Source organism: Dactylosporangium salmoneum (assembly GCF_039532525.1).
GTDB classification, from domain to species: domain Bacteria; phylum Actinomycetota; class Actinomycetes; order Mycobacteriales; family Micromonosporaceae; genus Dactylosporangium; species Dactylosporangium salmoneum.
Window position 1 is genome coordinate 25386 of sequence record NZ_BAAARV010000075.1, and the last position, 26217, is coordinate 51602.

The following is a 26217-nucleotide window of genomic DNA, read 5'->3' on the forward strand; positions in this document are numbered from 1 at the left end:
GCGACGCATTCATTTTTGCAGCACCCGGGCTGCGGTAGAAATCAGTGAGCAGAGGTTTACCATATCGTGACTATCCTCTCGTGCATTTCCTGGCACGGTAGACGACAACCCATCGCGAAGGGCCGATCATCGGGACCCGCTCGGCCACGACCGCCCGTGGCCGCGGATACCGCCCCCCGATCCTCGGGCCGTCCCGCACCTTCGCCCACCGTTCTGCCACCGTCGATGACGCCGGATGTGCCTGCCGCCAGTCCACCGGGGTTGAGAGGAGTACGCCCGTGGCGCCACCGCTAACCAACCCGCGGCGAGCAGCCGGCGGATACGCCGCGGGCGGATCCGGCGAATCGGGCAGCCCGGTCATCGCACCGCTGACGGGCTACACGGTGGCGCTGGCAACAGAGCACCGACGGCCGGCGCTCGCCGTTCCGCTGCAGGAGGCCGGTGCGAAGGTCCTCGCCGTGCAGGCCCTGCGGACCGTCGCCCAGCCCGGCGAGGACGAGCTGCGCGCGGCCACCGAGCAGTGCCTGGCCGCGCCGATCGAGGACCTCATCGTCACCTCGCCGTTTGGCTTCCGCGCCTGGCTCGCGTCGGCGCAGCGGTGGCATCTCGCCGACCGGCTGACAACCGCATTCGGCCGCGCCCGGCTACTGGCCCGTGACGGCGCCGCGGCCGACAGCCTGCGCGAGCTCGGCCCGCGCGAGATCTGGTCGACCGCCGCCGCCTCGACCGAGGAGCTGCTGCGGTACCTGCTCGCGCATCCGGTCGCGGGCCGGCGCATCGTCGTGCAGGTCGACACGCCGTCGCTGCGTGAGCTGTGCCGGGCGCTGCGCCGGCAGGGCGCCGACGTGGTGGAGGTGCCGACCTACCGTGCCCACCCACCGAACCACTCCGAGCACCTACGGCGGCTGGCCGACCAGCTGATCCGCCGGCAGATCGACGCGATCGCACTGACCAGCCCCGAGGCGACCGAGAACCTGCTCGAGCAGGCCGAGCACGACCGGCGGCTGCCCAACCTGCTCAACGCCCTGTGCGACGACGTGACCGCCGTCTGCCTCGGACCGCTGACCGCGGCCCCACTGGTCGCCCAAGGCGTACGACCCCTGATCGGGCCGGCCGGCTACACCGACGACCTCGTCGCGACGCTGATCGCCATGCTGCCGGCCAACGCCGTGCGGGTAGAGCTGGGCCCGCACCAGGTCGAGATCCGCGGACAGGCGGTCGTCGTCGACGACCAGCTGATCCCGGTCCAGCCGGTCCCGATCGCGGTGCTGCGATCGCTGGCCCGCAGTCCGGGCCGCGTGATGTCGTGCGCCGACATCCGCCGCAACATGCCGGCCGGCGCCGCCGTCGACGACCACGCCATCGAGATGGCAATATCCCGGCTGCGCCGGGCCCTCAACGGCACGCAGCTGATCCACACGGTCATACGCCGCGGCTACCGGCTCGCTTCCTGATCCGGTGCATCGAGCCGGGCGGCGCTGCCCAGACCGACGAGCGCCTCAGCTCTCCGGCGACGAAAGCCGCCGGTCCGGCCGGGATGACCATACTCAGTGTGCCGGTCATCACCACCTGCGGCTGCGGTGCAGCGTTGAGCCGACTCAGCGGGCGAGACGATACCCGTGCCTGATCACCGTCTGCACCATGTCGGCGTCCGGTAAGGAACGACGCAGCCTGGACACTGCCATCTCGATCGCATGGTCGTCGACGTCCGTCAGACCGGGCACCAGACGCCGGAGGTCCGCGCTGGACAAGACCCTTCCCGGTTCCAGGGTGAGCGCCCGCAGGACGTCGATGGGGCCTTGCTGGATCGGATAGACCTGGCCGTCGAGCAGTACGGCGTGCCCCCGCACCTCGAGCGCTCGGCCTGCGACCGCTGCGTGCAGGGCTCGGTCGAGCACCGCGCGCGCCAGCTGCGCCGCGACCTCTTCGTCGAACGGCAGGGGCGGCACGAGTGGGTCCACGCCGTGCCGGCGCAGCACGGCGGCGGCCAGCGGGCCGCGGCACACGGCCGGGACCTGCAGCCGGTGCCGCGAGCCGAGCTGCGAGCTCACGGCCGGTAGCCGCCCATGGTCGGCGGCGAAACGCAGCACATGACCGGTCGCGATCGGGTCGAGCCAGGCGACCGCGTCGAGTTGGCGGCGGCTCATCAGCTCGACAACCCGGCGCACCCCGACGACGTCGTTCGGTGGTTCGGTGACGAACGTGGGCACCTCGACCACGTCGGCGCCGCCGATCCGGAGCGACTCGCATGCCTCGGCCTGCACCGGCGCGTCGAGTTGCGCAACGATCCGCCGCCCGGCCGGTTCGTGGGTCAGCAGATACCGGTACAGCTCGTCGGCCGACCCGGCCGCAGTGGAGAGAATGTCGCGAAGGCCGTACACCCGCAGGGCGTCGGCGGTGCGGGCGTCGGCCGCCAGGAGGCGGGCCGAGCGGAACACCTCCACCAGCCGCTCAGGGTCCGGCACCGTCCGCAACCAGGCCCGCACACCACCCGCGGATGCGGCGACGATGTCGTCCACGGGCCCGTCGAGCAACGCGGCAACGGTCCCGCGTATGGCGTCCGGTTCCGGTTGCGGCACCGCCCGAACGCCTTGTACCGAGACGATCCGTGCGCCGTGTCGCTCGAGCAGGTCGGCAAGGCGGTGCCGGCGACGGTGACCGATCACGGCGATGGTGAATCCGGCCAGGAGCGTCGACAGCCGCGCGGCCTCGTTCACGCTGGTGGTCTGCACCCGTTTCAGAGTCACGCACCCTATACGGATAATGGACGACGGCGGGTCACTTCAGGTCGCATCTTCTGACGGATCCTTTGGGACCCGCCGGCCCGGCCGCCTCGGCCGGACCGGCGGACACTTGACTACTTCACCGAATCTGCCGGCACGCCCTGCACGACGTGCCTCACGCGCCGGCCTCGTCGGATGTCGGCCGGACCGTGGCCAGGAGCGTGATCAAGCCGGGCCCCTCGGCATGGACCATGTGGACGCCCTGACCGGTGCGGGCCTGGCAGGCGACCCCGAGCACCCGCGCGGCCTGCAGCAGCAGGCCCACCGACGACCGGTCCCGCGCGCGCAGCCGAAGACCGGCCCGTGACACCCTCGGCGCCCCGGTCAGCAGCGCCGAGCGCCACACCGCGGCGGCTCCGGTCCGCAGCGTCATTCCGTCTGCCGCGCCGTCGCCGAACAGGAGCCCGACGGTCCGCGTCCACTCGCCGCGCAGCCGGCCGACCACGCTCGACGGGTCGGCGCCGTCGACGTCGACCACGAACGTCTCGTACCGCCGGCGGATGCCGGCCACCCGCCGGCCCGTCCAGCACGTAGCGTCGGGCACGCTCCGCATCACATCGGTGAACCGGGACTGCGCCTGCTCCATCTCGAACTCGACCCGTAAGGAGCCGTCCGCGCGGGCATGGACCGCCGCCCACCCGTCCCGGCCGCGCACAGCACCCGGTCGGAAGTGCAACCGTGGCGTGCCAGCCAGCAGCATCAGGCTCGCCTCGAAGCGATCCGCATCCCACTCATCGAACATCGACGCTCCCTCGGCGCCGGTTCGGGGGCAGGATGCGGAACCAGTACGAACCGTGACCCGGCAGGGTCAGCAGATACGGCCGCAGACCAATGTTGGGGAACCGGGTGTCGCCGGTCAGCTCGACCGGCGTGTGACCGTGGAACCGTGAGCCGAGTGGCAGCTGCACCGGTTGCGGATGCCGGGACAGGTTGTGCACGCACAGCAGCACCTCATCGATGTTCTCGTCGTGGTACTCGCGCAGGAACGCCAGCACCGCGCCGTTGGAGCCGCCCAGGTCGGTCAGATCGCCCAAGGCGAACGCGACGTGCCGCTTGCGGATGGCGAGCATCTTGCGGGTCCAGTGCAGCAGCGACGCCGACTCCTCCAACTGCCGTTCGACGTTGACGGATTGGTAGCCGTACACCCAGCCGCTGTTCATCGGCAGGTACAGCTGGCTGGGGTCGCAGCGCGAGAAGCCGCCGTTGCGGTCGACGTTCCACTGCATCGGGGTGCGGACCCCGTCACGGTCGCCGAGGTACACGTTGTCGCCCATACCGATCTCGTCGCCGTAGTAGATGACCGGTGAGCCGGGTAGGGACAGCAGTAACGAGGTGAACAGCTCGATCTGGTTGCGGTCGTTGCCGACCATCGGGGCGAGCCGGCGCCGGATGCCGAGGTTGAGCCGCATGCGCGGATCGCGGGCGTACTCGCTGTAGAGGTAGTCACGTTCCTCGTCGGTGACCATCTCCAGGGTGAGCTCGTCGTGGTTACGCAGGAACGTGCCCCATTGGCAGCCATCGGGAATCTTCGGCGTCTGCGCGAGGATCTCCGAGATCGGCACGCGTGACTCCCGGCGCACCGCCATGAAGATGCGGGGCATCAGCGGGAAGTGGAACGCCATGTGGCACTCGTCGCCGCCAAGCGTGGGATCGCCGAAATACTCCACGAGATCGGTCGGCCACATGTTCGCCTCGGCAAGCAGCACAGTACCGGGGTACTCGTCGTCGACGACCTTCCGAACGCGTTTGAGGTAGGCGTGCGTCTCCGGCAGACCGGCGCATTCGGTGCCTTCGCGCTCGAACAGGTACGGCACCGCGTCGAGCCGGAACCCGTCGATGCCGAGGTCGAGCCAGAACCGCACCACGTCGAGCATCGCCTCGGCGACGGCGGGATTGTCGTAGTTGAGATCGGGCTGGTGATGGAAGAACCGGTGCCAGTAGAACTGCTGCCGGACCGGGTCGAACGTCCAGTTCGACGGCTCGGTGTCGGCGAAGATGATCCGGGCGTCGGGGTATTCGGTGTCCGTGTCGCGCCACACGTAGAAGTCGCCGTACGGCCCGTTCGGGTCGCTCCGCGACTCCTGGAACCAGTGGTGGGTGTCGGACGTGTGGTTGAGCACGAGGTCGGTGATGACCCGGATGCCGCGGGCGTGCGCCTCGTCCAGCAGGGTCACGAAGTCCTCGATCGTGCCGTACTCCGGACAGATCGCGTAGTAGTCGCGGATGTCGTAGCCGCCGTCGCGGCGGGGCGAGTCGTAGAACGGCGGCAGCCAGATGCAATCGATGCCGAGCCAGGCCAGATAGTCCAGTTTGGACACCAGTCCCAGCAGATCGCCGACGCCGTCGTTGTTGGCGTCGAAGCCGGCCTGCGTGAGGACCTCATAGAACACTGCGCGCTTGTACCAGTCCCGATCGACCAGTCGGGCCCGGCTGAACGCTGCCGTTGCCGGGGGTTGCGCATTGGGGTAGTGGGTCATCGAGACGTCCCGTCTGAGGCGATGGCGGGGCCGCCTCGCAGCCAGCCGGTCGTCGTCGACAGGCGGCCGCGGCGGCGGGTGGGCGGCGGGTTGCCGGACCGAGCCGGCGGGTGTGCTGTTCAGGAAGAACCGTTGGAACACGACGAAGACCGGCAGCGGTACCGCCATCGACACGACCGCGCTGGTTGCACCGCAGCCGGGCGCGTCAGCACCGCACACCACAGCAGGCGCCGGCCGCGCAGCGCAGCGATCCCACCACCTGCGGCCTCACCACAGACCGCGACCGCTGTCGACGTCGAACACCATGAGGTGCCGCATGTCGACCGCAAGCATGATCGGCGCGTCCACGCCGGCTCGCGATCGACCGCTCACCCTTGCCACCACGGTCGGTGCGGGCGACCGGTCACCGTCAGCATCGGCCAGCTCAAGATGGACGAACTGGTCCGGGCCGACCGGCTCGATTCGCCGCACCACACCGTGCAACACCAGGACTGCCGGTCCCGCTGCGGCGGGACGCCCGACCACCGCATCCTGCAGGTGTTCAGGCCGGATCCCGACGACAACCGGCCGGCCGAGGTAACGACGCAGGAAAGGGCGAAGCCTCAATAGTCCCGGCATCGGCACCTGTTGCCCGCCCAGGGCGAGGACCGCGGTACCGAGATGCTCGACAAGCATCGCCGGTACGAGGTTGGTCGGTGGTTCGCCCACGACCGACGGGCCGGTGTTCCGGTCCAACACGTTGCTGATAGCCATTGGCCTCCCCGATCGCGTGCGCACCGTGTCAGACGAGTGTTGGTGCTCCGCCACACCGCACACCAGGGATGGCCACGACGTGTGACCGTTCCGCAAAACGCCTCACAAGATCACGATGTTGTCGACGCCGAGCCCACCGGTACAACTAGCACGAAGCGGGAGCACCGGCCGAGATCGGACAACAGATGAGCCGCGTCTGCCTGGTCTCACATGAAGCAGCGCGCCAACGGTCACGATGCCGAGCGCGCCCCGGTGGGGTCTCGGCTCTCGCGCAGAGACGGCGGTAGCGGGGCGATCGACGTCTGCTGATCATGGTGCGGCAGGGTGTCAGCGGTGCGCACCGATCGGGACGCCCTCATGGCTGGCGGGCATGACTCTCGTGACGCCGGCAACGACTACGCACACTCAGCCGATGAGCGTGCATCTGATCTTGTCGGGAGACGAGGCGTCGATGGCAGTGCGGCGGGCGGGTGAGGCCCACCAAGATCTACAGTGCGGGCAAACCGCCGAGAAGCGAGGTTCGAGCGCCCGGTCGGATGAACGCGTGTCCGGCGATGATCGTCTGCGCGGTCCGGTCGGTCCGGAAAACCGCGCATCGGACGGCGGCAATCAGCCAGGGTCGATACCGAAGCCCAACACGTTATAAGTCAAGTTAGGGCTGCTGCCGCCCGTGCCCGCGATGAGGTTCTCGACCAGACTCGGAACGGTTCACCGGCCAGCGTGGACTGCTCCGACCAGACGCGCGCCGCGCCCGCTGCGTCACAGTTGCGATGGACCGGTCGCACCGCGGGCGCGACCGGTCCATCGATGACAGTGCTCGTCCGCGTCAGCAGTACAGGTTGCCACCCGCGGGCACGCCCAGAGTGGCGACGAACTGGTTGTAGAGGTTCACCCGGCTCTGCACCTGCGCGGGGTTCCCGCCGTTGCACTCGATGCTGTTGATCGCCCGGATCGTGGTGCCGAAGCCCTGGCCGTTCACCATCGCGTTGTGCGACGTCGTGCCCGCGCCGCCGGTACCGGTCATCCAGTACCACAGGCCGGTCTGCCACGAGATCGACGAGTTCGTCGCCACCAGGTCCGGGTTGTTCAACAGGTCGACCCCAAGCGCGTCACCTGCCGCCTTATAGTTGAAGTTCCAGCTCAGCTGAAGCGGGCCACGGCCGTGGTACGCCGACTGGCCGGCCGGGCACCCGTACGGCTGGCTCCAGTCGCAGTACGTCGGCCAGTTCGCGGTGTTGATCTCGTTGATGTACACCAGCCCGCCGGTCTCGTGGCTCACGTTGGCCAGGAACGCCGCGGCCTCCTGCCGCTTGACCGTGTCACTGCCCGTCGTGGCGAACGCGGGGTACTTCTTCATGGCGTCGGTCAGGCCGGCGTAGGTGTAGAACGAGTTCCGGCTCGGGAACATCTGGTTGAACTGGGCTTCGCTAACGACGAAGCCGCCGCCACCTCCGCCACCGCCCGGGACCGTCCACTTCTGGTTGGCGCCACCGCTGCAGGTCCAGAGCTGCAGCGGCGTGCCGTCGCTCGAGCCCCAACCGGTCGCGTCGAGGCACTTGTTGGCCTGGGGGTTGACGATGTCGTGGGCCGCGTTGGCGACCCACTGCTGGGCGCCGGTGCCGTTGCAGTCCCAGAGCTGCACCTTGGCCCCGTCGGCCGTTGAGCCGCCGGAGACGTCAAGGCACTTGCCGAGGGCCCGGATCGTGCCGTCGGTGCCCACGGTCCAGCTCTGCGCGTTGGTACCGTTGCACGTCCACAGCTGAACCTGGGTGCCGTTCGCGGTGTTGGCGCCCGCGACATCGACACACTTGCCGCCGTATCCGGTGATCGTGCCCGTGCCCGCGGCGGCGGCGACGCCCGGGACGAGGAGGACGGTGCCGAGCACGGCGGTGGCGGCCGCGACGAAGATCCGGCGCAAATACGCCGAACGCCGTCTGTCCATGAGGTACTCCTGGGGTGTGGGAGATGGACCCTGATCGAATTGGCGGACTTTTTTCATATCGCAAACTTGCCTAACTGTAAAGAGACCTTGCCATTTGTGCGGATCCCGTCGGCACCACTGCCTCAACGCCCTTGAGGACGCTGAGAACAAAGACGTCAGCGACCCTTCTCCTCCTGCAGGGGTTGGCACCGTCCACGATCAGCGTCTGTCCGCTGACGTACGATGCCTCGGGCACGGCGACGAACGCCACGACCGCCGCCACGTCGTCCAGGGTGCGGAGTCTGCCGACCGGCGTAGCTCTTCCCATCGCAGGCTCCCGCTCGGTTCCCGAGCCGGTCGCGATCCAGCCCGGCGGCGCGCAACCCGGCTATGCGTTGCTCAATGCGCTCGGTTGTCGCGGCCGACAATGACGTGCGCACCGAGGCTGCCGAGCGGCCGGGCCGAGGCGAAGCCGATCCTGGTCTCGCTTCCGGCTCCCGTGATGACCGCGATCTGACCGCTCACCCGGCAAACGTGGTCGGTGCGGTGCTCACACCGGCGCGGTAGCTCGGATCAACGTTCGCGGGCGTCCACATGCGCCCCGCCATACCGGCAGGTCCAGGACGACAGCCCGGGTGCCTGCCGGTGGGCATCGGTGCGTTGATGCGGTGGCTGATCGCTGGTGTCAGGAGGCGTACACCTCGAACTCGGAGACCTGGCCGGCGGGCCAGCCGGTGTTGGCGGTGAAGGTGAGCCGGACGTAGCGGGTGGCGGTAGCAGTGAATGTGATGCTGGTGGTGTTGGCGCTCGGGCTGAACGTGTAGTCCGCGGACGCCTTGAGGGTGGTGAAGTTCGTGCCGTCTGTGCTGCCTGCCACCGAGAGGGTCTGGGTACGCGCACCCCACGACGCCGGCAACTTCAGCACGATGCGTCCGACCGAGGTCGCCGAGCCGAGGTCGACCTGCAGCCACTGCGGGAAGGCGTTGTTCGCCGACTCCCAGTAGGTGTCCTGGTTGCCGTCGACGGCGTTGCCGGAGCCGTAGCCCTGCGTGTGGCTGCTCTCCGACGTGGACTTCCCGCGCGCCAGGTTGGTGTTGGGTGCCGGGTCGGTCGTGACGGTGACGCCGTTCGAGGCGGCCGAGGTGTTGCCTGCGGCGTCCTGAGCGGTGACGGTGAAGGTGTACGACGTTGACGGGTTCAGCCCGGTGACGGTGAACGACGTGGCGGCGGTCGTCCCGATGACGGCGTTGCCCTGGCGAATCTGGTACCCGGTGACGCCGACGTTGTCGGTGGAGGCCGTCCAGGACAGCGAGACGCTGCTGGAGGTCTTCCCGGTCGAGGCGAGGTTGGCGGGCGTGGTCGGCGGCTGGGTGTCGCCGCCGGCCGCCGGGCCATAGACCTCGAGCTCCGAAAGTTGCGCGGCGGGCCAGCCGGTGTTGGCGGTGACGTTGATCCGGACGTAGCGGGCGTTGGCCTGCGCGAAGGTGAGGGTGGCCGTGTTGGCGCTGCCGGAGTTGAAGGCGACGCCTCCGGAGTTCACCACGGTGGTGAACCCGCTGCCGTCGAGGCTGGTCTGCACCGACAGCGTCTGCGTGCGCGAGCCCCACGATGCCGGCAGCTTCAGCACCACCTTGTTCACCGCGAGCGCCGACCCGAGATCGACCTGCACCCACTGGGGGAAGGCGTTGTTCGTCGACTCCCAGTAGCTGTCCTGAACGCCGTCGGTGGTGTTGGCCGACGCGTACGACTGGTTGTGGCTGCTTTCCTGCGTGGGCTTGGACAGCGCGAGGTTCCCGGTCGGGGGTGGCGGCGGCGTGCCGCCGTTGGGCTGGGTGGGCCGGACGGGGGTAAGGGCGATCTGGCCCTTGAGCATCCGGCCGCCGTCGCCGGTCAGGCGCAGGTAATAGTCGGACGAGCAGGCGGTCCCGTCCTCGTCGAGCGCGAGCAGCCCCGAGTTGGTGGGCACATCCGCCAGGGTCGCCGCGGTCTTGCAGATCTGGTTGCCCTCGTTGAACTCGTCGTACATGGAGATGTAGATGCCCTGGGCGCCGACGCGCACCATGTTGTAGAACTGCCGCCACATGAAATCGCCGTGCGCACGCTGGCGTGCCGAAACGTCGCCGGGCAGGACGCAGGGCTGATAGTCGATGCCGTTGGCGTTGCAGTCGGCCTGGTCGCCGACGTTGAGCTGGTTGTAGATGTTGTCGGAGTCGGCGGCGCTGCTGATCGCGCCCACCATCCACGGCGAGATCATGTTGAATGCGTGGTAGGTGCCGAGGAAGCCGGGCCGGGAGCCGTTGATGCCGATTCGCCATTCCCGCGGTACGCCGCCGATGACATAGCAGCCCTGACTCTTGAACCAGTTGATCACATCGAGGCAGGTGGCCGCATCCCACGGGTGATTGTTGTCGTTGAAGCCGAAGCCCCAGATGCAGACCACCGGTTTGCCGTTCTGCCGCGCGTACGCGCTGGAGGTCGTGTGCGCCGACATCTTGTTCGTCCAGTCAGCCTTGATCTCCGGCTGCATGTTCGTCCAGTTGGTGACGTCGTACATGATGTAGAACTTGCGGCCGTTGGACTCGGCTGCGCTGCGTACCTTGGCGGCCATGGCGTCGCGGGTCGCACCCTCGCCGCCGTTCGGGTTGAACCGCTGCAGCGCGGCGGTGTCGATGTTGTTCTGCTGCATCCACAGGAAGTGGGTGTCGACCGTCTGCTGGTCGTAGGAGGAGAACAGCGTCGCGGGCTGACCGCTGCCGAGGTTGGCGTACGCCGTCTGATACCCGTGCGTGTACTCGCGCATATCGGGCCACGCGCGCAATGTGCCGTTGTTACTGGGCGACGGAGGCTGGCTCCAGTTGTTGCTCCAGTGCCACCAGGCGTTGATGGGTGCGCCGTCGCCGATACAGGCGAACCAGCCCTGATAGCCGACCGTGATCTTGCCGACGACATCGCCGGGCGGGCTCGCCGCGAACGCGGTCGTGGTCCACGCGGACACCAGCTCGCCGGTGGAGACCGCGGCGAGGGCGGTACCGGACACGACCGAGGCGACGAACTTCCGGCGTGAGATCGCCATGTGGTCACTCCCCTCTCGTTAACGTGGCCGTCATACTTCCAGTCATCGACACATTCCTGCAATACTTGAATTCGTGACTGCAAGATCTTGAGGATCCGCCGCAAACCTGCACGTGAAGAGTGGAAAGGCTGGCGTGAGGCTCGGTGGCCTCGTGCCGGGCGAGGGTTCGGGCACGCCACCCTCGTGACCTGGACGTTGCCGCGGACCAGGACCCGCGTTGCCGTACGCCAGGTCGAAGCACCCCGCGGGTGCCGAAATCCATGTCCGGGCAGTCATCGCCGGCTTGTTGCCAGGTGTGGTCGTCGAGATAGCCGGGGGCGGCCTGCTCGAGCAGGGTGAGCGGGATCGATGGGGGGTGGCCGAGGCGGCGGGCGTCGATGGCTACGTTGATTACCGCCCGAGCTGCTGCTCCGGCCTGTTCGTATCGCTCAAGCAGGGCCGGCACCCCGGCCAGTCGGCTGGGTCACCTGCCCGCGCTGGGCGTGCGCCACGGCGAAGTTCAGCCGGGGGTCGTCGCCGGCGGTATCGCGGAGGGTCTGCAGGTCGGCGTTGGTGAACTCCTCCGGGACGCGCACGCCGGTGCCGGCCACCAGATGTCGGGCCTGCTCGTACGGGTCAGGCCGACCGAGCGCCGGAGCGCTGGTGAGGGTATCCCAATACGGCGGCCACATGGTGGCCAGCACGAGCCCCGGGCGGCGGGTGCAGGTCGTGCAGCAGGACGCGCAGTCCGGCGGCGATCTGTTCGCCCAGCCGGTGATCGTGGGGCAGGAACAGGTAGTGCTGGGCCTCGTTGAGCCACACCACCGTCTCCGCGCCGACCTGCGTCAGCGCCGCCGCAGCGGCCTTGGGCCGGGTCGGGGCGATCGGGTGCCACAACGCCACCGCTCCGGCAGCGCCTGCACCGCCTCCCAGCATGCCCGGGTCTTCCCGGTCGAAGATCCACCGACCTGTACGACCAACCGGCTTTTCCCGGCTGCGACGGCCGCGGCCAGCCGCATGTCGTGCGCCTGGGGCACGTCCCGGCGCGGCACGCCGAGTACATCAGAGTCCTCGGCGTCGGCGGTATCGATACGGCGCACGATCTCGTCCAGGTTCAGTGGCCCCGACCGCAGGTACGGCTCATCCACGTCACGGAACGCTGCCGCCGGCCCCGGCGGCAACTCCACCCTGGTGATCAGCTTCCGCCCGGACGACCCCGGTCGGCCCGCAGCGGCACTCATCGACCCCCAGCATCGCCTACCAGGCCAGCCTGCTGCCGTCATCGTCGCTCATCGGAACACAGGTCCGACCTGACCGGGTGCCCGACCGTGGAGGAACAGCCGGCGCCGGCTCACCCCAACAGTCCGCACCATCCGGGAGCCTCGATGACCAACTCACCCGACACCCCCGCCACGACCGGCGGTTTAAGCTCATCAAACGCCGCGGGGCGGCGGGGCCATCGGGTTTCCGCGTAGGCTCGGCCGCGTGCGCGAGGATCCGCTGCGGCAGGAGCTGGACATGATCCTGCGGCATTACCGGCGCGGGCTGATGAACGACGTGGAGTTCACCGGCGAGATCGTCGAGCAGGTCGCCCGGCACCGGCGCCGCATCCCGGTGGCGGCCCGGCACCCCGACCCGCTGATCCGCGCCGGCCTGGTCGACGCGCTGATCCTGCTCGGCTCCGGCCCCGCCGGGGAGGTCCTCGAGCTCGTGCGCGACGACGAGGCCCCTGAGGTCCGCGCCGCCGTCGCGCGCCACCATGCCGAGCTCGCCCGGGAGCTGGAGCCCGAAGATCTGCCGCGGAACGGGTACATCTACCGCGCGGACCTGGCCACCCGCCGGCTGTCCCGCGCGACCATCGACCACCTGCTCGCCGCGCACCGCGACCTCGACCTCATCGCGCCGAACCCGCACCTGCCGCCGGACGTGGTCGCCCGACTGTTCGGGCACCCGTCCCCGGAGGTCCGGCGCGCCCTCGCCACACGGGCCGACCTTAGCGCCGAGCAGCTCGCCGACCTGGCCGCCGACCCCGACGTCGCGGTGCGCACCACCGTCTCTGTGCACCCCGCGCTCACCGAGGAGCAGCGCGCGGCCATCGACATCGACGTCGCGCACGCCCCGTGGGACGGCCACTATCCGCACGTCTGGGACGAGATCCACCCGTACACGCCGCCGCCACCGCCACTGCCGGACCTCGCCGACTCGATACGCCAGGCGACCTCGGTCAACCCGCTGCTGCGCCGCCTCGCCGCGCACGACCCGCGCCTGCCGGTCGACCTGGTCGCCGCCCTCGCCGCCGACCCCGACCCGGAGGTGCGGGCGCTGCTCGCCCACTACCACCCGCAGGCCCCGCCGGAGCTGCTCCTGCGGGTGTACCGCGAGGACACCCACTCCCGCCGCAACCGGCTGCCCACGCTGCCGAACTTCCCCGCCGCGGGCGGTGGACAGGGGGCGTGAGCGGCGGGAATGCTCGACTCCCGTGAGCACCACGATGACGGCCTGCTCCCGCTCAGGCGAAGTCGGCCGCCGTCATGCCGGCGGGGTGGCCGGGGGCCACTGGACGAGTTCGATGCGGTAGCCGTCGGGGTCGGTGAGCCAGGACGTCCACATGCCCTCGCCCAGGTCCGCGGGCGGCTCGGCGGTGGCGACCTTAGACCGTGTCTCATCTGGGGTGTTTTGCCAGTTTGCGGTAGCAGATGAGGCGGCAGACCACCACGCTCGCCTGGTCGTCGGGTTCCATGCGTTGCGGGTAGGGGACGTAGCCAGTTGACCACGTGACTGCATCGGCAGTTGCCGGCCGAGTCTGAGCGGTTCGGTGCGGATTCGTCGACTCGGCGTACAGCGAGCGGTCAGCATGTGTCGTACAGCCGGTCTTTCTCCATGGTGTGTCGGTGACTTCGCTGGTGCATCCGGCGATCGTTGAGGCCGCGGCACGTCGCCGTTGCAGCGAAGGAGAGCAGAGTGGGCCGTACACGGATGGACTCGGGCCGGCGGCGCCGCACGGCGGTCGCAGCGGCAATGATGACGCTGCCGACCGTGCTGTGTGTCGCCGTCACATCGGTGTCTTGGGCGGCGGATCCCCCTGCGTCCAGCCCAGCCTGGGCCGGCACGACGGACAGCGCATCGCCACAGACCTCACTCGCCGCGGTGCGCAGCATCATCGGCGCTGACACAGGTCCGGCGGCGGCGTTGACCGGCAAAGGCGTCGGCGTCGCGCTCATCGATACCGGCGTCGCACCGGTTCCGGGTCTGCCGGTGACCAGTGTGGTCAACGGTCCTGACCTGTCCTTCGAGTCGCAGGCAGCCGGCCTGCGATACCTCGACACGTACGGCCACGGCACGCATCTGGCCGGCATCATCGTCGGTGACGACAAGGAGTCGGGTGCGAAGGGCGTCGCCCCGGGTGCCAAACTGACCTCTGTCAAGATCGGAACTTCGAACGGTGCCGTCGACGTATCCCAGATGATCGCCGCGATCGACTGGGTCGTGAAGCACCGCAACGATGATCCGGGCAGCCCGATCAGGGTGATCAACCTCTCGTACGGATCGGGCGGCAATCCCCCGAACTGGACCGACCCGCTGCAGTACGCCGTCGAGAGGGCCTGGCAGGCCGGCGTCATGGTGATCGCCGCGGCCGGGAACAACGGCAACGCGGCCGGCAAGCTCACCAATCCGGCAGCCGACGAATGGATCCTCGCGGTCGGTGCGGCTGCCACCAATGGCACCGTCAGCACCGCCGACGACTCACTGGCCACGTTCACGAACCTGTCCAACGGCGGCAACCAGGTCGACTTGCTCGCACCCGGCACTTCGATCGCGTCGCTGCGCGATCCGGGCTCCAACATCGACGTCGCCTACCCGACGGCTCGCGTGGGCAACACGCTGTTCAAGGGCAGTGGCACCTCGCAGGCCACCGCGGTGGCCTCAGCCGCGGCCGCCCTCCTGTTCCAGGCCAAGCCGTCAGCCACTCCCGACCAGGTCAAGGACTGGCTGATCAAGGGCGGCACCTTCCTGCCCAACGGCAAGGCCGCCACGATGGGCCTGCTCGAACTCAACGTCAACGGGGCACTCGCCCGGACCGGCAGCGTCGTGCAGAAGCCGACCTGGAATCCCTCCAACGGCACCGGAAGCCTCGAAGCCGCTCGCGGCACCAGCCACGTCATGCTCGACAACACCGCCCTCACCGGCGAACGAACCGTGTGGGGGGCGATGGCCACCGCGCAATGGGCACCGAAGTCGGCGGCACAGACCTCGTGGTCGGGCGGCACCTGGATGGGATTCCGCGTCGCCGGCGACGATTGGTCCGGCAGTTCCTGGGCGTCCAGAACGTGGGCTGCCGCGAACTGGGCCGCCCCGTCCTGGTCCTCGAGTACGACCTGGTCCGACCCGGCATGGTCCGGCCGTACCTGGTCCGGCCGGACATGGTCGAGCGGCGCGTGGTCCGGCCGGACCTGGTCCAGCGACGCATGGGCCACAGCCGGGTGGCGGTAGGCGCAACCCGCAAACGCGGCGCCGGGGCGCGCATGCCGCGCTCCAGCACCGCCCGCCACCGATCGCTGTCGCACAGTGGTGGACCTCCGCCGTACATGCCGCCCAAGGCCGCGACCCGCGACCCCTCTGCCGGTCAGCGGTGACTGACGACGTTGACCACCTTGCCGTTCGGATCGCGGACGAAGAAGCGCCGGACGCCCCACTGCTCGTCGGTAATCGGGTGCACGATCTCTGCGCCCGTCGCGCGTACCGCCTCGTAGGCGGCATCGACGTCATCGACCTCCACGCTGAGGTCCGGGTTTACGGAGGCTGCAGCATCTCTAGTCATGAGGATGACCTGGGCGGTGGGGTTGGACGGTGAAACCAGGTTGACCACCCAGCCCAGGTTCATCTCCTCGCGGAAGCCCAAAAGCTGGTAGAACCCGCTGCTCGCGGCCGGATCGGCGGTTGTGATATCGGGTACGGCACGGCGAATCGTCATGCCGGAGTTTGACATGCGACGTGCTGGCTCGTACGGGTCACGGGTAGAGGCCCCGCTCACCAGCCGTCAGGGCGGGCGCTGCGGGGCGCTCAACCATGATGTGCTGCGGCATCCGAATCTCATAGACCCTTGTCAGTCTGCGGATGCAGGATGACTCTGGAGCGGCCGCTGGGTCAGCACTCTTCGGATCTGCCCTCGTGAGGTCTTGCGGCAGACCGTGCGTCCGCTGGTCGTGAGGAGAGGCAACAGCTGATGGGTTGACGTGCCCCCGAGAGCCCAGCGCCGGTGAGCCGGCGGATCGAACTCCTTACCCGATCGGTCCATCGTGGCGGATGCCCGTTTGGTTGGCATGTCTCGAGGCGTCCGGCTCGCGCCGCGGCCGCCCGACCGTACGGCAGATGCCACGACATCGATCCCCGACGCGGAGAGGATCTCCACCGCGCGCGTGCTGTGTGCAAGGTGACAGGTCGGTGGTGCGCCCCGGCCCGGACCGCATCACCGCGACGTCCATGCGCAGCGGCTACCCCGGTCGCCGAGCGCTACCCGGGTCACCGAGCGGCAAAGGCCGGATACTGCCGCTGCCAGAACCGCAGCTGCCGGCAGCGGGCCAGGAAGTCGCCGGCGTTGTCGGCGTTGGCACCGAGCCGCACGAACCCGTCGTCGATCATGTTGTGCATGCCGGTGGCGGCGAACAGCGGGGTGGCGTCGTCGGTGTAGCCGACGAACTTGGCGTGCGCGTAGGCGTCGGTGATGAAGTCGCGGGCGGCCGGCTGAGCGGCGAGTTCGGCGGCGCCGTCCTTCGTGGTGAGGATGGCGACGGCGTCGTAGAGTACGGAAGGTCCGCCGTCGAGCTTCTGGTCGGCGGCGATGTGCGTGCCGTCGCTGGCCTGGATGCCGCCGACGATCGGCGCAACGAGTTCCACGTTCGTCTTCTCCCGCGTGGCGGCCTCACGTAGCCCGGCCAGGAGCGCGGCGTCCGCACCGTCGGTGATCAGGACGCCGAGCTTGCGGCCGGCGAAGGTGTCCGGGCCGTTGGCCAGGATGGACAACGCGCGTGACGGCGGGAGGTCCCGGATCGGCTCGCGGGCGGCCGGCAGTGGGTCGGGCAGCTCCGGCAGCCCGAGCCCGGCGGCGACCGCCACCGCCAGCTCGTCGTCGACGTTGCGTAGTCCGGCGACCATGCGGCTGCGGATGTCGACGCGGTCGCACTTGCTCAGCTCGAACACGAATGCGTCGGCGATGTGCTGGCGTTCGACCGGGGTCTGGCTCACGTAGAACTGTCGCGCCTGACTGTAGTGGTCGGCGAAGCTCTCCGGCCGCAGCCGGCGCTTCGCGCCGGCCTCCTCGGCCGGGTAGCTGTGGAACCCGCGCTCGGGATCCTCGCGCGGGCCGCCGATCTCCGGTTCCCATGAATTGGGCTCGTAGTTCGCGCGGGTGGTCGGGTTGACCGTCGTCATGTGCGCGTCCTGCTGGAAGGACGCGACGGGGCATTTCGGCGCGTTGATCGGCAGGTGCGTGAAGTTCGGGCTGCCCAGCCGCTTGAGCTGGGTGTCCAGGTACGAGAAGTTGCGCCCCTGCAGCAGCGGGTCGTTGGTGAAGTCGATGCCCGGCACAATGTTCTGCGTGCAGAACGCGACCTGCTCCGTCTCGGCAAAGAAGTTGTCTACCATCCGGTCCAGCACCAGCCGGCCCACCCGCCGGACCGGCAGCTCCTCCTCCGGGATGATCTTCGTCGGGTCGAGGACGTCGAAGCGGAACCGGTCGGCGAACTCGTCGTCGAAGACCTGAAGGCAGAGCTCCCACTCGGGGTAGTTGCCCTGCTGGATGGCGTCCCACAGGTCACGCCGATGAAAGTCCGGATCCGCGCCGCTGATCTTCACCGCCTCGTTCCAGACCACCGACTGCAGGCCCAGCTTCGGCTTCCAGTGGAACTTCACGAACGTCGAGCGGCCCTGCGCGTTGACCATGCGGAAGGTGTGCACGCCGAAGCCCTCCATGAACCGGAACGACCGCGGGATCGCCCGATCCGACATGATCCACATGAGCATGTGGGTGGATTCCGGCATCAGCGAGGCAAAGTCCCAGAAGTTGTCGTGCGCGGACTGCGCCTGCGGGAAACCGCGGTCCGGCTCCTCCTTCACCGCATGGATGACGTCCGGGAACTTGATCGCGTCCTGGATGAAGAACACCGGAATGTTGTTGCCGACCAGGTCCCAGTTGCCCTCCCGCGTGTAGAGCTTGACGGCGAACCCGCGCACGTCCCTCGCCAGGTCGGTGGAACCTTTGCTCCCCGCCACGGTGGAGAACCGCACGAACGCCGGGGTCCGCTCGCCCTCCCGCTGGAACAGGTCCGCCTTGGTCAGCTCCGTGAGCGGTGCGTACGTCTCGAAGAACCCGTGCGCGCCATAGCCGCGGGCGTGCACGACGCGCTCGGGGATGCGCTCATGGTCGAAGTGGAAGATCTTCTCCCGGAAGTGAAAGTCCTCCAGCGCTGTCGGTCCCCGTTCGCCGATCCGCAGGCTGTTCTGGTCGTCGCCGACGATCGTGCCTTGCTGGGTGGTGAGGCTCGGCCGGCCGTCGCCCGCCACCTGGTGCGTCTCGCCGCCGTGTCCCTGCCGGACCGCCTGGTCCCCGTACCGCACCGGCCGGCCGATCTCGTCACCCATCGTGTGTCCCCCGTCATGCTCGCGCCGCGTCGGGCGGTGCTCCCGACTCATCTCTCCTGCCCTACCCGCCCTCGCGTGCCGCACACCGCAGGGGTTCACGTTGTTGGCAGCCACCGTTTCGTCGGCGCGCTCCTGCGTGCCGGACTGCGCTGCGACGCCGCGGTCGGCACTACGTGGCGCCGGTCTACCAGGAGCTGGGTACCGAGGACGAGAAGGACACCCACCAGCGGGGTACTGACGGTGCGCTGGTGGCCAGCTGATTGGCGATGGTCTTGTCGATTGCGCCGGTCGCCATGGCCCGGTCCAGTTGATCGATCGCGACTCCGCGCCGGCGATCCGCAGCGCGGGCACGGTTGCGGTCAGCGACGCCGCCAGCCGTTCCACGGTCTGCGCGGTCGAGCCGTAGAGGTACACGGGCAGGCCCTCGTCGGCCGCCCGGCGCAGTACCCGCAGGGTCGGGGTTCCTTCCTTGCCCGGTGCGGGATATCGCCAAGCCTGTACCCTTTGCCCGGCGATCAGTGTGCCGCGACGCCACCCTCGACGGGTGGCTGTTGCGAGGGTGGCGGGCTACGCGGTCTCGGCAAGCGACGGCCGCGTGGCCGGGGCCGGCAGCACCGTGGTGGGGCGCGGCGCCGATTTGACCGGTACCGTGAGCAGCAGCACCAGGCCGGTGATGACGTGCATGTTCGCGCCCGGCAGGTAGAGCGGGTTGGCGGGGTCCTTGAACAGCCAGAGGACCCTGGTGGCCATCAACCCGTAGATGCCGGCGCCGAGCAGCAGGTACCAGTACCGGTGGCGCCGATCGGCCCGCCGGTCGACGAGGACGAGCAGCGCCGGAATCTGCCAGACCAGGTGGTGCACCCAGCTGATCGGGCTGATCAGGCACACCGCGACACCGGTCAGCGCCAAGCCGGCCCAGGCGTCGTCGGCGGCGGCGGCCCGCCGCACCCGGTAGGCCCAGACCGCCAGGATGACCACGACGAGCGCGGGCCACACCGCCGCGGGCGCGTGCATCCTGGTCAATGCGCCGTCGAGGGACTGGTTCGGCACGGAGAAGATTTCGCCGACCCGGCCGGTCCGCCAGACCAGCGACGTCCAGTACGCGCGGGATGCCCCGGGGGCGATCAGCCATCCGAGGCCGACGGTCGCCAACGCCGTACCGGCGGCAATGAACCCTGCCCGATAACGCCTGGCGAGCAGCAGGTATGCGATGAACACCGCCGGGGTGAGCTTGATGCCGGCGGCGACACCGATGAGAATACCGGCGCCGGGATGCCGTCCGACCAGGTACAGCAGGTCGACCCCGACGAGCGTGAGCAGCACCAGGTTGATCTGGCCGAGACTGAGGGTGTCCCGCCAGGGTTCGGCCGCGGCGAGCAGAATCCCGCCGGCGAGCGTCGGTGCCCACCGGTGAAACCGTCGCCAGAGCAGCAGCAGGGTCCCCGACACCGACGTGATCGCGAGGGCAACGGCGGCGACCGGCCACGCCACGATCGTCATGGGCAGCATGGCGATCGCGGCGAACGGTGGATAGGTGAAGCCGAATACCCGTACGGTCTTCGGTTGGCGGTAGGCGTACAGGTCACCGCCGTGCGCCCAGGAACGGACCGCGCCGTGGTAGATCTGCAGGTCAAACTGGTGCTGCCAGCGCGCCGAGGCGGCGACGAACAGGGCGACGCAGACCGCGAGGACGGCCAGGCCGACCCATTGCCGCCCGGACACGCTCGACGCTGACGCGGATTCGTCTGCCCGGGTGTCCAACGTTCGGCTCTCCCGTCGGTATCGATGAGGCGCGAACCGCGGTCGACACCGCACGTGTACACATGTGGTGTCGTCCAGGAATGCGGTTCGACCGCAGCGAATGCCGGGCGGAGGCCTCGCGGCGCGATGTCGCGGCCCAGTGTTCCAAGCGGCGGGGCATCCCCGTGGCCTCTTGGCGAGACCGGGCCGGACGGACCGGGCTGATCGCCCGGCGGACTCACCCGCCGGGCGGAGTACCGACTGGGCTGCCGCCCTGTGTGGCCAGGGTGTCGAGCCAGTGCACCAGCAGGGCGGTCTTCGGGCCGCCGAGGACGCTCGGAAGGCGCGCAGCAGCGCCGCGAGCTGAGGTGCTGTGTTCGGCTGGGTGACCAGGCTCAGCGCGACGCCGACGTTGGCCGACATGATCGTCGGCGACGCCAGGTCGGGGTCGACCCGCCGCCGGCCGTCGGCCGCGCAGCGCACCAGCACCTCGCGCGCAGCAGCCGGAGCGCCTCCTGGGCGGCGCTGGGCACGGCGTCGAAGCCGGGCGAATACATCAGCCGGTACACCGGCGGATGAGCGAAGGCGAACGCGACACAGGTATCCCAGTCGGTGCGGAGATCCTGCACCGGGTCGTCGGAGGCCGGTGCGGCACGTTTCGACGCGAGATAGCGGTCGAACCCGTAGTCGACCACCGCGCTGAGCAGCCCCTTCTTGTCACCGAACAGCTGGTAGAGGACCGGGGCTCCCACACCGACGGCGGGTCGTCTCCTCGGCCGCCACCCCGCTCGCTCCGGACGGATTTGCACCTGGCGCTGCCGCTCGGCATCGCGCTCGTCGCCGCGATCACGGCCAGCACAGTGCTTACGCCGGCCGGGCGGGACTGGGGCAACCAGCCACGCGCCGGCACGTCCGGCCGCCTGCTCCCGTCCCGTTTACCCAGCCGCAGTGTATCCAACATTCGTCGGTGTCGATCGGACGAGTGTCACGCGGTTGCCGGCCGGGTCGGTGACCTGGGCCTTGACCACCCAGCCGTTGTCGGTCGGCGGCATGACCACGGTGCCGCCGAGGGCGGCGGCCCGCTCGACCGCCGCGTCGAGGTCGTCGACCGCGACGCCGAACACCACGCCGGGCGCGTCCTCGGACTCGACCAGGGCGCCGTCGGGGCCGCCCGGTGGCGTGCGGACCAGGGCGTAGCCGGGGCCCTTCGCGTCGACCTGCCAGCCGAACAGCTCGGCGTAGAAGCGGTGCTGGGCGGCCTCGTCGCCGCCGTGGATGTCGATGTGCACAATCGGGCTGCTCATTGCGATATTCCTCCAATATCCGAAAAATCGGTCAAGTAGCGGGCGAGCCGGCGCAGCAGGGCCGGGTTTGTGCGGTACCACCGGAACGTTCCCTGCTTCTCCAGCTCGACGAGGCCGGCCTTGCGCAGCACCTTGAGGTGCTCGGACGTGCTCGCGGGCGCCAGGCCCAGGGCGTCGGCGAGCGTCCCCGCCGCTTGGCGGCCGGGGCCGCACAGCCGCAGGATCTCGCGCCGCGCCGGATGCGCGACGGCCCGCAGCAGCTCGTCGACATCCATGACCTCACTATTTCGCCAGTACCCGAAATAGTCAATCGTCCGTGTGGCGAGCCGGCGAAGCATGGCGGTGACAGCACTGGGCGCCTATGGAGCCCGGCCGCGTCCGCGCCGCCCTCGCCGACCTCGCGCCGGCAGGGCGGGACCGCGTGCGCGACGTGGCCAAGGGCGCGCCCGCCCCGCTGTGGCTCGCCGATCCCGACCGCGTCCCGGCCGGCAACGCCGGCCAGCGGCTCGCGGCGCTCGACTCGCTGCACCGGTAGGAGCGCATCCTGCGTCGCGGCCGGGCATGACTGTGGGGCACCGCCGAGATCGACGGCACCGTCCGGCCGATCCGGCTGCCGCTCGTCGCCGAGCCGGTGCGGCTCGACGGGTCGGGGAGCCGACTGCGGGGATACCGGGCAGATCTGGACGTGGGATGCCGTGACGGGCATTGGCACCATCGCATCGGCGGTGCGGCAATGTCGCGACAGCCGCGGTCCACCTGGGTCTTGCGGTTGCCCATGGCGTCGTACGTCCACGACTGCCAGTACGGGCTGCGCCCGCCCAGCGCCGAAGCGGTCACGGTGGCCGTGTGGACGATCACCTAATTACGTGAGCGTCGACGCTCATGCCGCTGTCCATGCTCGCGAAGTCGCCGGCGGCGGCCTCCCGACCCGTTCATTCCCCCGTCTCCTGAATTGCGCTACTCCTACCAGCATCGGGCAAGCCGGCGTAGTCGCCGCCGCACAACCCCACCCCGAGTTCCAGCACCGCATCGAAGGCCGCCTTCACATTGCGATCCTCAACGAACCGGAGCCCGGGCGCAGCGTTGCGATCCTCGCTCGCCCTGGAGCGGGGTGCCCTACAGCGCTGCCGCGCTCCCGTTCATGCCCCGACCCCAGAGGCATAATCTTCTGAGTTCCAGTCCGCTCCGCGATCAAGAAAGGTCCACAATGGGTCCTTTTGATCCCTCTCTGATCGAGCGCCTGCCTGTGGCCGACTGTCGTGAACCTCCCCGACACACAGCTCATCAAACACAACCATGCGGGATGCGATACGCCACCGACCACGAGCATCCGGCGTGAACTTGTCCAGGTATCGACATTTCACGGTCGTCACTTGCTGTGCGCCAGAGACTTCTTGCCTGCGGCGCCTTAGATAGCACAGGCAGTAGGACTCGACCAATGCAACATACGGATCGGGCAGGTCAACGAGGACGTTGGTGATGAGATGGACTGAAGAGTCCAGTTGTGCGTGGCGAATTTTCATGTCCTCAATCAGCCCGTCGACCCCGCCTTGGTACGCACCGTGGTGATCGAAGGCATTGTCGTGGTAGCACGCACGCACCGAGTCCCAGTCACATCGATCGACCGCCCTCGCATACCGGTACAGGCAATCAGTAACGGCCATGGTCACATCGACCCGTGATTGCTCGACCTGGTCTTCCCGCGGCATTGGTCACCCACTTCCTCGAGTCTGTCGATGCTGTGCTGCGTCAAGGCGGCCGTGTTCGATGATCGGACGCTCGTGTCAATGTCGACGCGCCCTGACCCCCTCATTGCTCTCGCCTGACCCTGTACTGCGCCAAATCTAGCTTCAGGGCCCGTGCGCTGCTATTTCGTGGATCGAGTCAAGGCTGTTCTGTGGTACTCGTCCCTGACCTTTTCGGCGCTTACGAATCGGCCGGGATTACCCGAACCGGGGTGCCCTGCAGCCATGACACGACGTCTTCCACCACGTGCGAGAAGAACCGCTCATACATCGGTACCGAGACATAGCCGATATGTGGCGTCAGAACAGTGTTCGGCGCGTCGCGCAGCGGGTGGTCTGCTGGCAACGGCTCGACGGAGAACACGTCCAGCGCCGCGCCGGCGATGACGGCGTCCGACAGGGCCTCGGCGAGGGCATTCTCGTCCACGATCGGCCCGCGCGAGGTGTTGACGAGGTAACCGCGCGGGCCGAGCAGTTCCAGCTCGGGTCGACCGATCAGGTTCCTCGTACGTTCACTCAGCTTGAGGTGGACGGTAGCTACGTCGGCACGCTCGAACAACTCGCGCTTGCCGACGAGTTTCACGCCCACCGACTCCGCCCGCTCGTTGGTGAGATTCTGGCTCCAGGCGACGACGTCCATATCGAAGGCCCGTGCGTAGCGGGCGATCCTCGAGCCGATCTTGCCCAGCCCGATGATGCCGAGGGTCGATCCTGCCAGTTCAGGACCGATCGTGGTTTGCCAATGCCCTGCCCGCAGCGCGGCATCCTCCGCCGGCACTCTGCGGGTGACTGCCATGATGAGGGCCCAGGTCAGCTCGGCCGTGGTGTGCGGCACGCCGTCAGTTCCGCAGACCACGATCCCGCGGGCATGTCCGGCCGCGACGTCGATCGCCGCGTTGAACGGACCGGTGGTGACCAGGAGGGCCAGATTGGGCAGCCTGTCGAGGATCGCCGACGGGAACGCCGTCCGCTCGCGCATCGCCACGACCACTTCGAACGGCTCCAGCCGGCGCACCAGGTCAGCCGGGTCGGCAACATGGTCGTGGAAGAATGTGACGTCGGCCCGGCCGTCGAGGGGCGTCCAGTCGGCACTCGACCGGGCGACGCACTGATAATCGTCAAGGACGGCGATCCGAATCGGCATGGCGCGGGCTCCCTCGATGAAGCTGGCTACGGGTCAGGGACATCCTGCGACGAAGGTCGGCGCGAAGCTCCGCCGTGGCGACCTTGCCGCCCGAGCCGCGAGGCAGCTCGTCCGCGAGTTCCAGCCGCTCCGGCCAGGTCTCGGTCGCGACGCCGCGCACCCTGAGGCGCTCGCGCAGTTCGTCGAGGTCCACAGTGGATCCGATGACGGCCCCGGCGGTACGCAGACGCAGATCGGCCGAGTCGGTGGTACGGGTCCGGGGACGGCGCACCGGTTTCGTTGGAGCCGAAGAGCCGCGACACATCCCGCCCGCCTAACAAGCGCTTGGTTGTGCCAATCTGTTTCGGGCCGTCGGGGCTGTCAAGCAGTCAGGCAGGACACGATCATCGAACCGTGGGGCGGAGGATGTCCGCCCCACGGCCGACTTTCGGTCTAGCAGGGCGGCTGGTAGGTCGCCCACGGCCCCTTCGGCTTGTTGTCCGCGCCGAACTCGATCAGGGACAGGCCACAGAGGCCATCCGCACCGAGGTGCTTGGTGGCGGAGTAGGACAGAGTGAAGCTCGCCTGGCCGAACGAGGCCGGATATTTCGAGACGCTCTGGATCGCTTCGTTCAGCTTCTTCGCGTCGTCCGCGCCGCCGGCCTTCTCGATCGCGAGCTTGACGATGTGCACGGTGTCCCAGGCTTGGGCGTCATAGGCCGTGACCTCGTAGTCGGCGCCGTTCTTGTCCTTCAGGAACTTGGTCAGCTCCTGGGTACGAGGGTTCTGGTTGTTGATGGAACCCATGAACACCAAACCGTTGAGGGCACCCGCGTTGGCCAGCTTCCAGGACTCCGGCTGATTCCCGATCGACGCGAGCGAGAACCGCGGCTTCGCGGCCATCTGGCTGGCGAGCGTGTTCTGCGCGAGCACCTCGAACGCGCCACCGAGGCTGGTCACCATCACCGCGTCGACGTTCGCGTCCTTGAGTCGGGCCACCTGTGCGGACAGGTCGGACGCCGCGGTGGCGCCCTTCTCTGTCGCCGCGACCTGCACACAGGGCATCGCGCCGAGCAGCGACTTGTTCACCGCCGCGATGGTCGACGAGTCATCGGTCAGCACGCCGATCTTCTTGATGTTGGCCTTCTGGAACGCTCCGCAGTACACCTCGGCCCAGTCGCCGGTCGAGTTGGCGAGCATGTAGATGAACTCGTTGTTCGGCGCGTCGACCAGCGTCTGGGTCACACTGGTGGGGGCGATGGCCGGGACACCGAGCTGGGTGAGGGTCGGCTTGGCCTGCGCCGATGCCGCGCCACCCGTCTGCATCAGCACCAGCTTGGCGCCCTGGCTGACCAACTTCTGCACCACGGCCGGCGACTTGGTCGGGTCACTCTCGTCGTTGCCCACCACAAGCTGGAGCGGACGGCCCAACACGCCGCCCTTGTCGTTGATGTCCTGAATGGCCAGTCGGATCGTCTTGCCGGAGATGTTGCTGTACGAAGCGCCAGGACCGGTGCTGTCCTGGTCCAGGCCGATGATGATGGGATCACCGGTCGCCGTGCCGGTGCTCGGTGCGTCAGAGCCACTCTTGCTACAGCCCGCGAGCGCCACCAACGCGGCGATCAGCGCGCCGGCAAGCGCCGCCGATCTCCTGGATATGGCCACGTCTACCCCCTGCCTT

General features: G+C 68.7%; 25 protein-coding genes. 6 read left to right on the forward strand and 19 right to left on the reverse strand.

The genetic code is table 11. The features are described 5' to 3' along the window. Nucleotides 1-278 precede the first annotated feature (278 nt). Nucleotides 279-1454 (forward strand): uroporphyrinogen-III synthase, encoded by a 1176-nt coding sequence (locus ABD352_RS38570; RefSeq protein ID WP_344617518.1) that lies wholly within the window; start codon nucleotides 279-281, stop codon nucleotides 1452-1454. A gap of 144 nt (nucleotides 1455-1598) precedes the next feature. Here ABD352_RS38570 and ABD352_RS38575 read toward each other — a convergent pair whose 3' ends face one another. The 4 genes from ABD352_RS38575 to ABD352_RS38590 all read right to left on the reverse strand — a co-directional run bounded on the left by ABD352_RS38575 (nucleotide 1599) and on the right by ABD352_RS38590 (nucleotide 6013). After that, on the reverse strand, nucleotides 1599-2732 hold the full coding sequence (locus tag ABD352_RS38575) for a uroporphyrinogen-III synthase (protein WP_344617519.1): 1134 nt from the start codon (nucleotides 2730-2732) through the stop codon (nucleotides 1599-1601). Nucleotides 2733-2898: 166 nt separating this feature from the next. Then, nucleotides 2899-3525 carry a hypothetical protein gene (locus tag ABD352_RS38580; RefSeq protein ID WP_344617520.1) on the reverse strand — a complete coding sequence of 209 codons (627 nt, stop codon included), beginning with the start codon at nucleotides 3523-3525 and terminating at the stop codon, nucleotides 2899-2901. Beyond that, the gene (treS, locus tag ABD352_RS38585; protein ID WP_425553840.1) at nucleotides 3515-5260 is read right to left on the reverse strand and encodes a maltose alpha-D-glucosyltransferase; all 1746 of its coding nucleotides are present in this window, start codon (nucleotides 5258-5260) and stop codon (nucleotides 3515-3517) included. The genes ABD352_RS38580 and treS overlap by 11 nt, the downstream gene beginning before the upstream one ends. Before the next feature lie 267 nt (nucleotides 5261-5527). Continuing rightward, a complete protein-coding gene (locus ABD352_RS38590; RefSeq protein ID WP_344617522.1) occupies nucleotides 5528-6013 on the reverse strand; it encodes a TOBE domain-containing protein in 486 nt (161 codons plus the stop codon). Nucleotides 6014-6425: 412 nt separating this feature from the next. On the opposite strand from ABD352_RS38590, the gene ABD352_RS38595 reads away from it, so the two are divergent. Next, nucleotides 6426-6659: a hypothetical protein gene (locus tag ABD352_RS38595; RefSeq protein ID WP_344617523.1), complete on the forward strand. Its 234-nt coding sequence runs from the start codon at nucleotides 6426-6428 to the stop codon at nucleotides 6657-6659. Between the two features lie 180 nt (nucleotides 6660-6839). Here the strand turns inward: ABD352_RS38595 and ABD352_RS38600 are convergent, their stop codons facing one another. From ABD352_RS38600 to ABD352_RS38620, 5 genes are all read right to left on the reverse strand, one after another. Continuing rightward, entirely contained in the window at nucleotides 6840-7955 is a 1116-nt protein-coding gene (locus tag ABD352_RS38600; protein WP_344617524.1) for a glycoside hydrolase family 19 protein, read from the reverse strand. Between the two features lie 70 nt (nucleotides 7956-8025). Further along, the gene (locus tag ABD352_RS38605) at nucleotides 8026-8298 is read right to left on the reverse strand and encodes an SDR family oxidoreductase (RefSeq protein ID WP_344617639.1); all 273 of its coding nucleotides are present in this window, start codon (nucleotides 8296-8298) and stop codon (nucleotides 8026-8028) included. A gap of 321 nt (nucleotides 8299-8619) precedes the next feature. Then, nucleotides 8620-11007, reverse strand: a complete 2388-nt coding sequence (locus tag ABD352_RS38610) for a galactose-binding domain-containing protein (protein ID WP_344617525.1) — start codon at nucleotides 11005-11007, stop codon at nucleotides 8620-8622. 428 nt (nucleotides 11008-11435) lie between these two features. Beyond that, the gene (locus ABD352_RS38615; RefSeq protein WP_344617526.1) at nucleotides 11436-11597 is read right to left on the reverse strand and encodes a hypothetical protein; all 162 of its coding nucleotides are present in this window, start codon (nucleotides 11595-11597) and stop codon (nucleotides 11436-11438) included. 25 nt (nucleotides 11598-11622) lie between these two features. Beyond that, a complete protein-coding gene (locus ABD352_RS38620; RefSeq protein WP_344617527.1) occupies nucleotides 11623-11889 on the reverse strand; it encodes a hypothetical protein in 267 nt (88 codons plus the stop codon). A 582-nt stretch (nucleotides 11890-12471) separates the two neighbouring features. Between ABD352_RS38620 and ABD352_RS38625 the strand changes: the two genes are divergently transcribed. Together ABD352_RS38625 and ABD352_RS38630 are read left to right on the forward strand one after the other, a co-directional pair. Then, the gene (locus tag ABD352_RS38625; protein ID WP_344617528.1) at nucleotides 12472-13443 is read left to right on the forward strand and encodes a hypothetical protein; all 972 of its coding nucleotides are present in this window, start codon (nucleotides 12472-12474) and stop codon (nucleotides 13441-13443) included. Nucleotides 13444-14007: 564 nt separating this feature from the next. Then, nucleotides 14008-15477, forward strand: coding sequence for a S8 family serine peptidase (locus ABD352_RS38630; protein ID WP_344617529.1), 1470 nt, complete (start codon nucleotides 14008-14010; stop codon nucleotides 15475-15477). Nucleotides 15478-15610: 133 nt separating this feature from the next. Here the strand turns inward: ABD352_RS38630 and ABD352_RS38635 are convergent, their stop codons facing one another. From ABD352_RS38635 to ABD352_RS38660, 6 genes are all read right to left on the reverse strand, one after another. Then, nucleotides 15611-15958: a VOC family protein gene (locus tag ABD352_RS38635; RefSeq protein WP_344617530.1), complete on the reverse strand. Its 348-nt coding sequence runs from the start codon at nucleotides 15956-15958 to the stop codon at nucleotides 15611-15613. Between the two features lie 548 nt (nucleotides 15959-16506). Then, a complete protein-coding gene (locus ABD352_RS38640; protein WP_344617531.1) occupies nucleotides 16507-18624 on the reverse strand; it encodes a catalase in 2118 nt (705 codons plus the stop codon). 567 nt (nucleotides 18625-19191) lie between these two features. Next, entirely contained in the window at nucleotides 19192-20346 is a 1155-nt protein-coding gene (locus ABD352_RS38645) for a glycosyltransferase 87 family protein (RefSeq protein ID WP_344617532.1), read from the reverse strand. Nucleotides 20347-20759: 413 nt separating this feature from the next. Beyond that, nucleotides 20760-21059, reverse strand: coding sequence for a hypothetical protein (locus tag ABD352_RS38650; RefSeq protein WP_344617533.1), 300 nt, complete (start codon nucleotides 21057-21059; stop codon nucleotides 20760-20762). Nucleotides 21060-21299: 240 nt separating this feature from the next. Further along, nucleotides 21300-21668 (reverse strand): VOC family protein, encoded by a 369-nt coding sequence (locus tag ABD352_RS38655; RefSeq protein WP_344617534.1) that lies wholly within the window; start codon nucleotides 21666-21668, stop codon nucleotides 21300-21302. Further along, nucleotides 21665-21943 (reverse strand): ArsR/SmtB family transcription factor, encoded by a 279-nt coding sequence (locus tag ABD352_RS38660; protein ID WP_344617535.1) that lies wholly within the window; start codon nucleotides 21941-21943, stop codon nucleotides 21665-21667. The genes ABD352_RS38655 and ABD352_RS38660 overlap by 4 nt, the downstream gene beginning before the upstream one ends. Nucleotides 21944-22029: 86 nt before the next feature. Between ABD352_RS38660 and ABD352_RS38665 the strand changes: the two genes are divergently transcribed. Continuing rightward, nucleotides 22030-22203 (forward strand): hypothetical protein, encoded by a 174-nt coding sequence (locus tag ABD352_RS38665; protein ID WP_344617536.1) that lies wholly within the window; start codon nucleotides 22030-22032, stop codon nucleotides 22201-22203. A 198-nt stretch (nucleotides 22204-22401) separates the two neighbouring features. Continuing rightward, on the forward strand, nucleotides 22402-22530 hold the full coding sequence (locus tag ABD352_RS38670; RefSeq protein WP_344617537.1) for a hypothetical protein: 129 nt from the start codon (nucleotides 22402-22404) through the stop codon (nucleotides 22528-22530). 277 nt (nucleotides 22531-22807) lie between these two features. On the opposite strand, the gene ABD352_RS38675 is transcribed toward ABD352_RS38670, so the two are convergent. The 4 genes from ABD352_RS38675 to ABD352_RS38690 all read right to left on the reverse strand — a co-directional run bounded on the left by ABD352_RS38675 (nucleotide 22808) and on the right by ABD352_RS38690 (nucleotide 26201). After that, entirely contained in the window at nucleotides 22808-23377 is a 570-nt protein-coding gene (locus tag ABD352_RS38675) for a nuclear transport factor 2 family protein (protein ID WP_344617538.1), read from the reverse strand. A 217-nt stretch (nucleotides 23378-23594) separates the two neighbouring features. Then, nucleotides 23595-24557, reverse strand: a complete 963-nt coding sequence (locus ABD352_RS38680) for a D-2-hydroxyacid dehydrogenase family protein (RefSeq protein ID WP_344617539.1) — start codon at nucleotides 24555-24557, stop codon at nucleotides 23595-23597. Then, nucleotides 24532-24750 (reverse strand): hypothetical protein, encoded by a 219-nt coding sequence (locus ABD352_RS38685; protein ID WP_344617540.1) that lies wholly within the window; start codon nucleotides 24748-24750, stop codon nucleotides 24532-24534. The genes ABD352_RS38680 and ABD352_RS38685 overlap by 26 nt, the downstream gene beginning before the upstream one ends. A 239-nt stretch (nucleotides 24751-24989) precedes the next feature. Beyond that, nucleotides 24990-26201, reverse strand: coding sequence for an ABC transporter substrate-binding protein (locus ABD352_RS38690; protein ID WP_344617541.1), 1212 nt, complete (start codon nucleotides 26199-26201; stop codon nucleotides 24990-24992). Between the last annotated feature and the right edge of the window lie 16 nt (nucleotides 26202-26217).

Bases quoted from the DNA above. Each gene is read 5' to 3' on its own strand.
- ABD352_RS38580 (WP_344617520.1), bottom strand. From the start codon at position 3,525: ATGTTCGATGAGTGGGATGCGGATCGCTTCGAGGCGAGCCTGATGCTG.
- treS (WP_425553840.1), bottom strand. From the start codon at position 5,260: ATGACCCACTACCCCAATGCGCAACCCCCGGCAACGGCAGCGTTCAGC.
- ABD352_RS38590 (WP_344617522.1), bottom strand. From the start codon at position 6,013: ATGGCTATCAGCAACGTGTTGGACCGGAACACCGGCCCGTCGGTCGTG.
- ABD352_RS38595 (WP_344617523.1), top strand. From the start codon at position 6,426: ATGAGCGTGCATCTGATCTTGTCGGGAGACGAGGCGTCGATGGCAGTG.
- ABD352_RS38600 (WP_344617524.1), bottom strand. From the start codon at position 7,955: ATGGACAGACGGCGTTCGGCGTATTTGCGCCGGATCTTCGTCGCGGCC.
- ABD352_RS38610 (WP_344617525.1), bottom strand. From the start codon at position 11,007: ATGGCGATCTCACGCCGGAAGTTCGTCGCCTCGGTCGTGTCCGGTACC.
- ABD352_RS38630 (WP_344617529.1), top strand. From the start codon at position 14,008: ATGACGCTGCCGACCGTGCTGTGTGTCGCCGTCACATCGGTGTCTTGG.
- ABD352_RS38635 (WP_344617530.1), bottom strand. From the start codon at position 15,958: ATGACGATTCGCCGTGCCGTACCCGATATCACAACCGCCGATCCGGCC.
- ABD352_RS38640 (WP_344617531.1), bottom strand. From the start codon at position 18,624: ATGGGTGACGAGATCGGCCGGCCGGTGCGGTACGGGGACCAGGCGGTC.
- ABD352_RS38655 (WP_344617534.1), bottom strand. From the start codon at position 21,668: ATGAGCAGCCCGATTGTGCACATCGACATCCACGGCGGCGACGAGGCC.
- ABD352_RS38660 (WP_344617535.1), bottom strand. From the start codon at position 21,943: ATGGATGTCGACGAGCTGCTGCGGGCCGTCGCGCATCCGGCGCGGCGC.
- ABD352_RS38665 (WP_344617536.1), top strand. From the start codon at position 22,030: ATGGAGCCCGGCCGCGTCCGCGCCGCCCTCGCCGACCTCGCGCCGGCA.
- ABD352_RS38670 (WP_344617537.1), top strand. From the start codon at position 22,402: ATGTCGCGACAGCCGCGGTCCACCTGGGTCTTGCGGTTGCCCATGGCG.
- ABD352_RS38675 (WP_344617538.1), bottom strand. From the start codon at position 23,377: ATGCCGCGGGAAGACCAGGTCGAGCAATCACGGGTCGATGTGACCATG.
- ABD352_RS38680 (WP_344617539.1), bottom strand. From the start codon at position 24,557: ATGCCGATTCGGATCGCCGTCCTTGACGATTATCAGTGCGTCGCCCGG.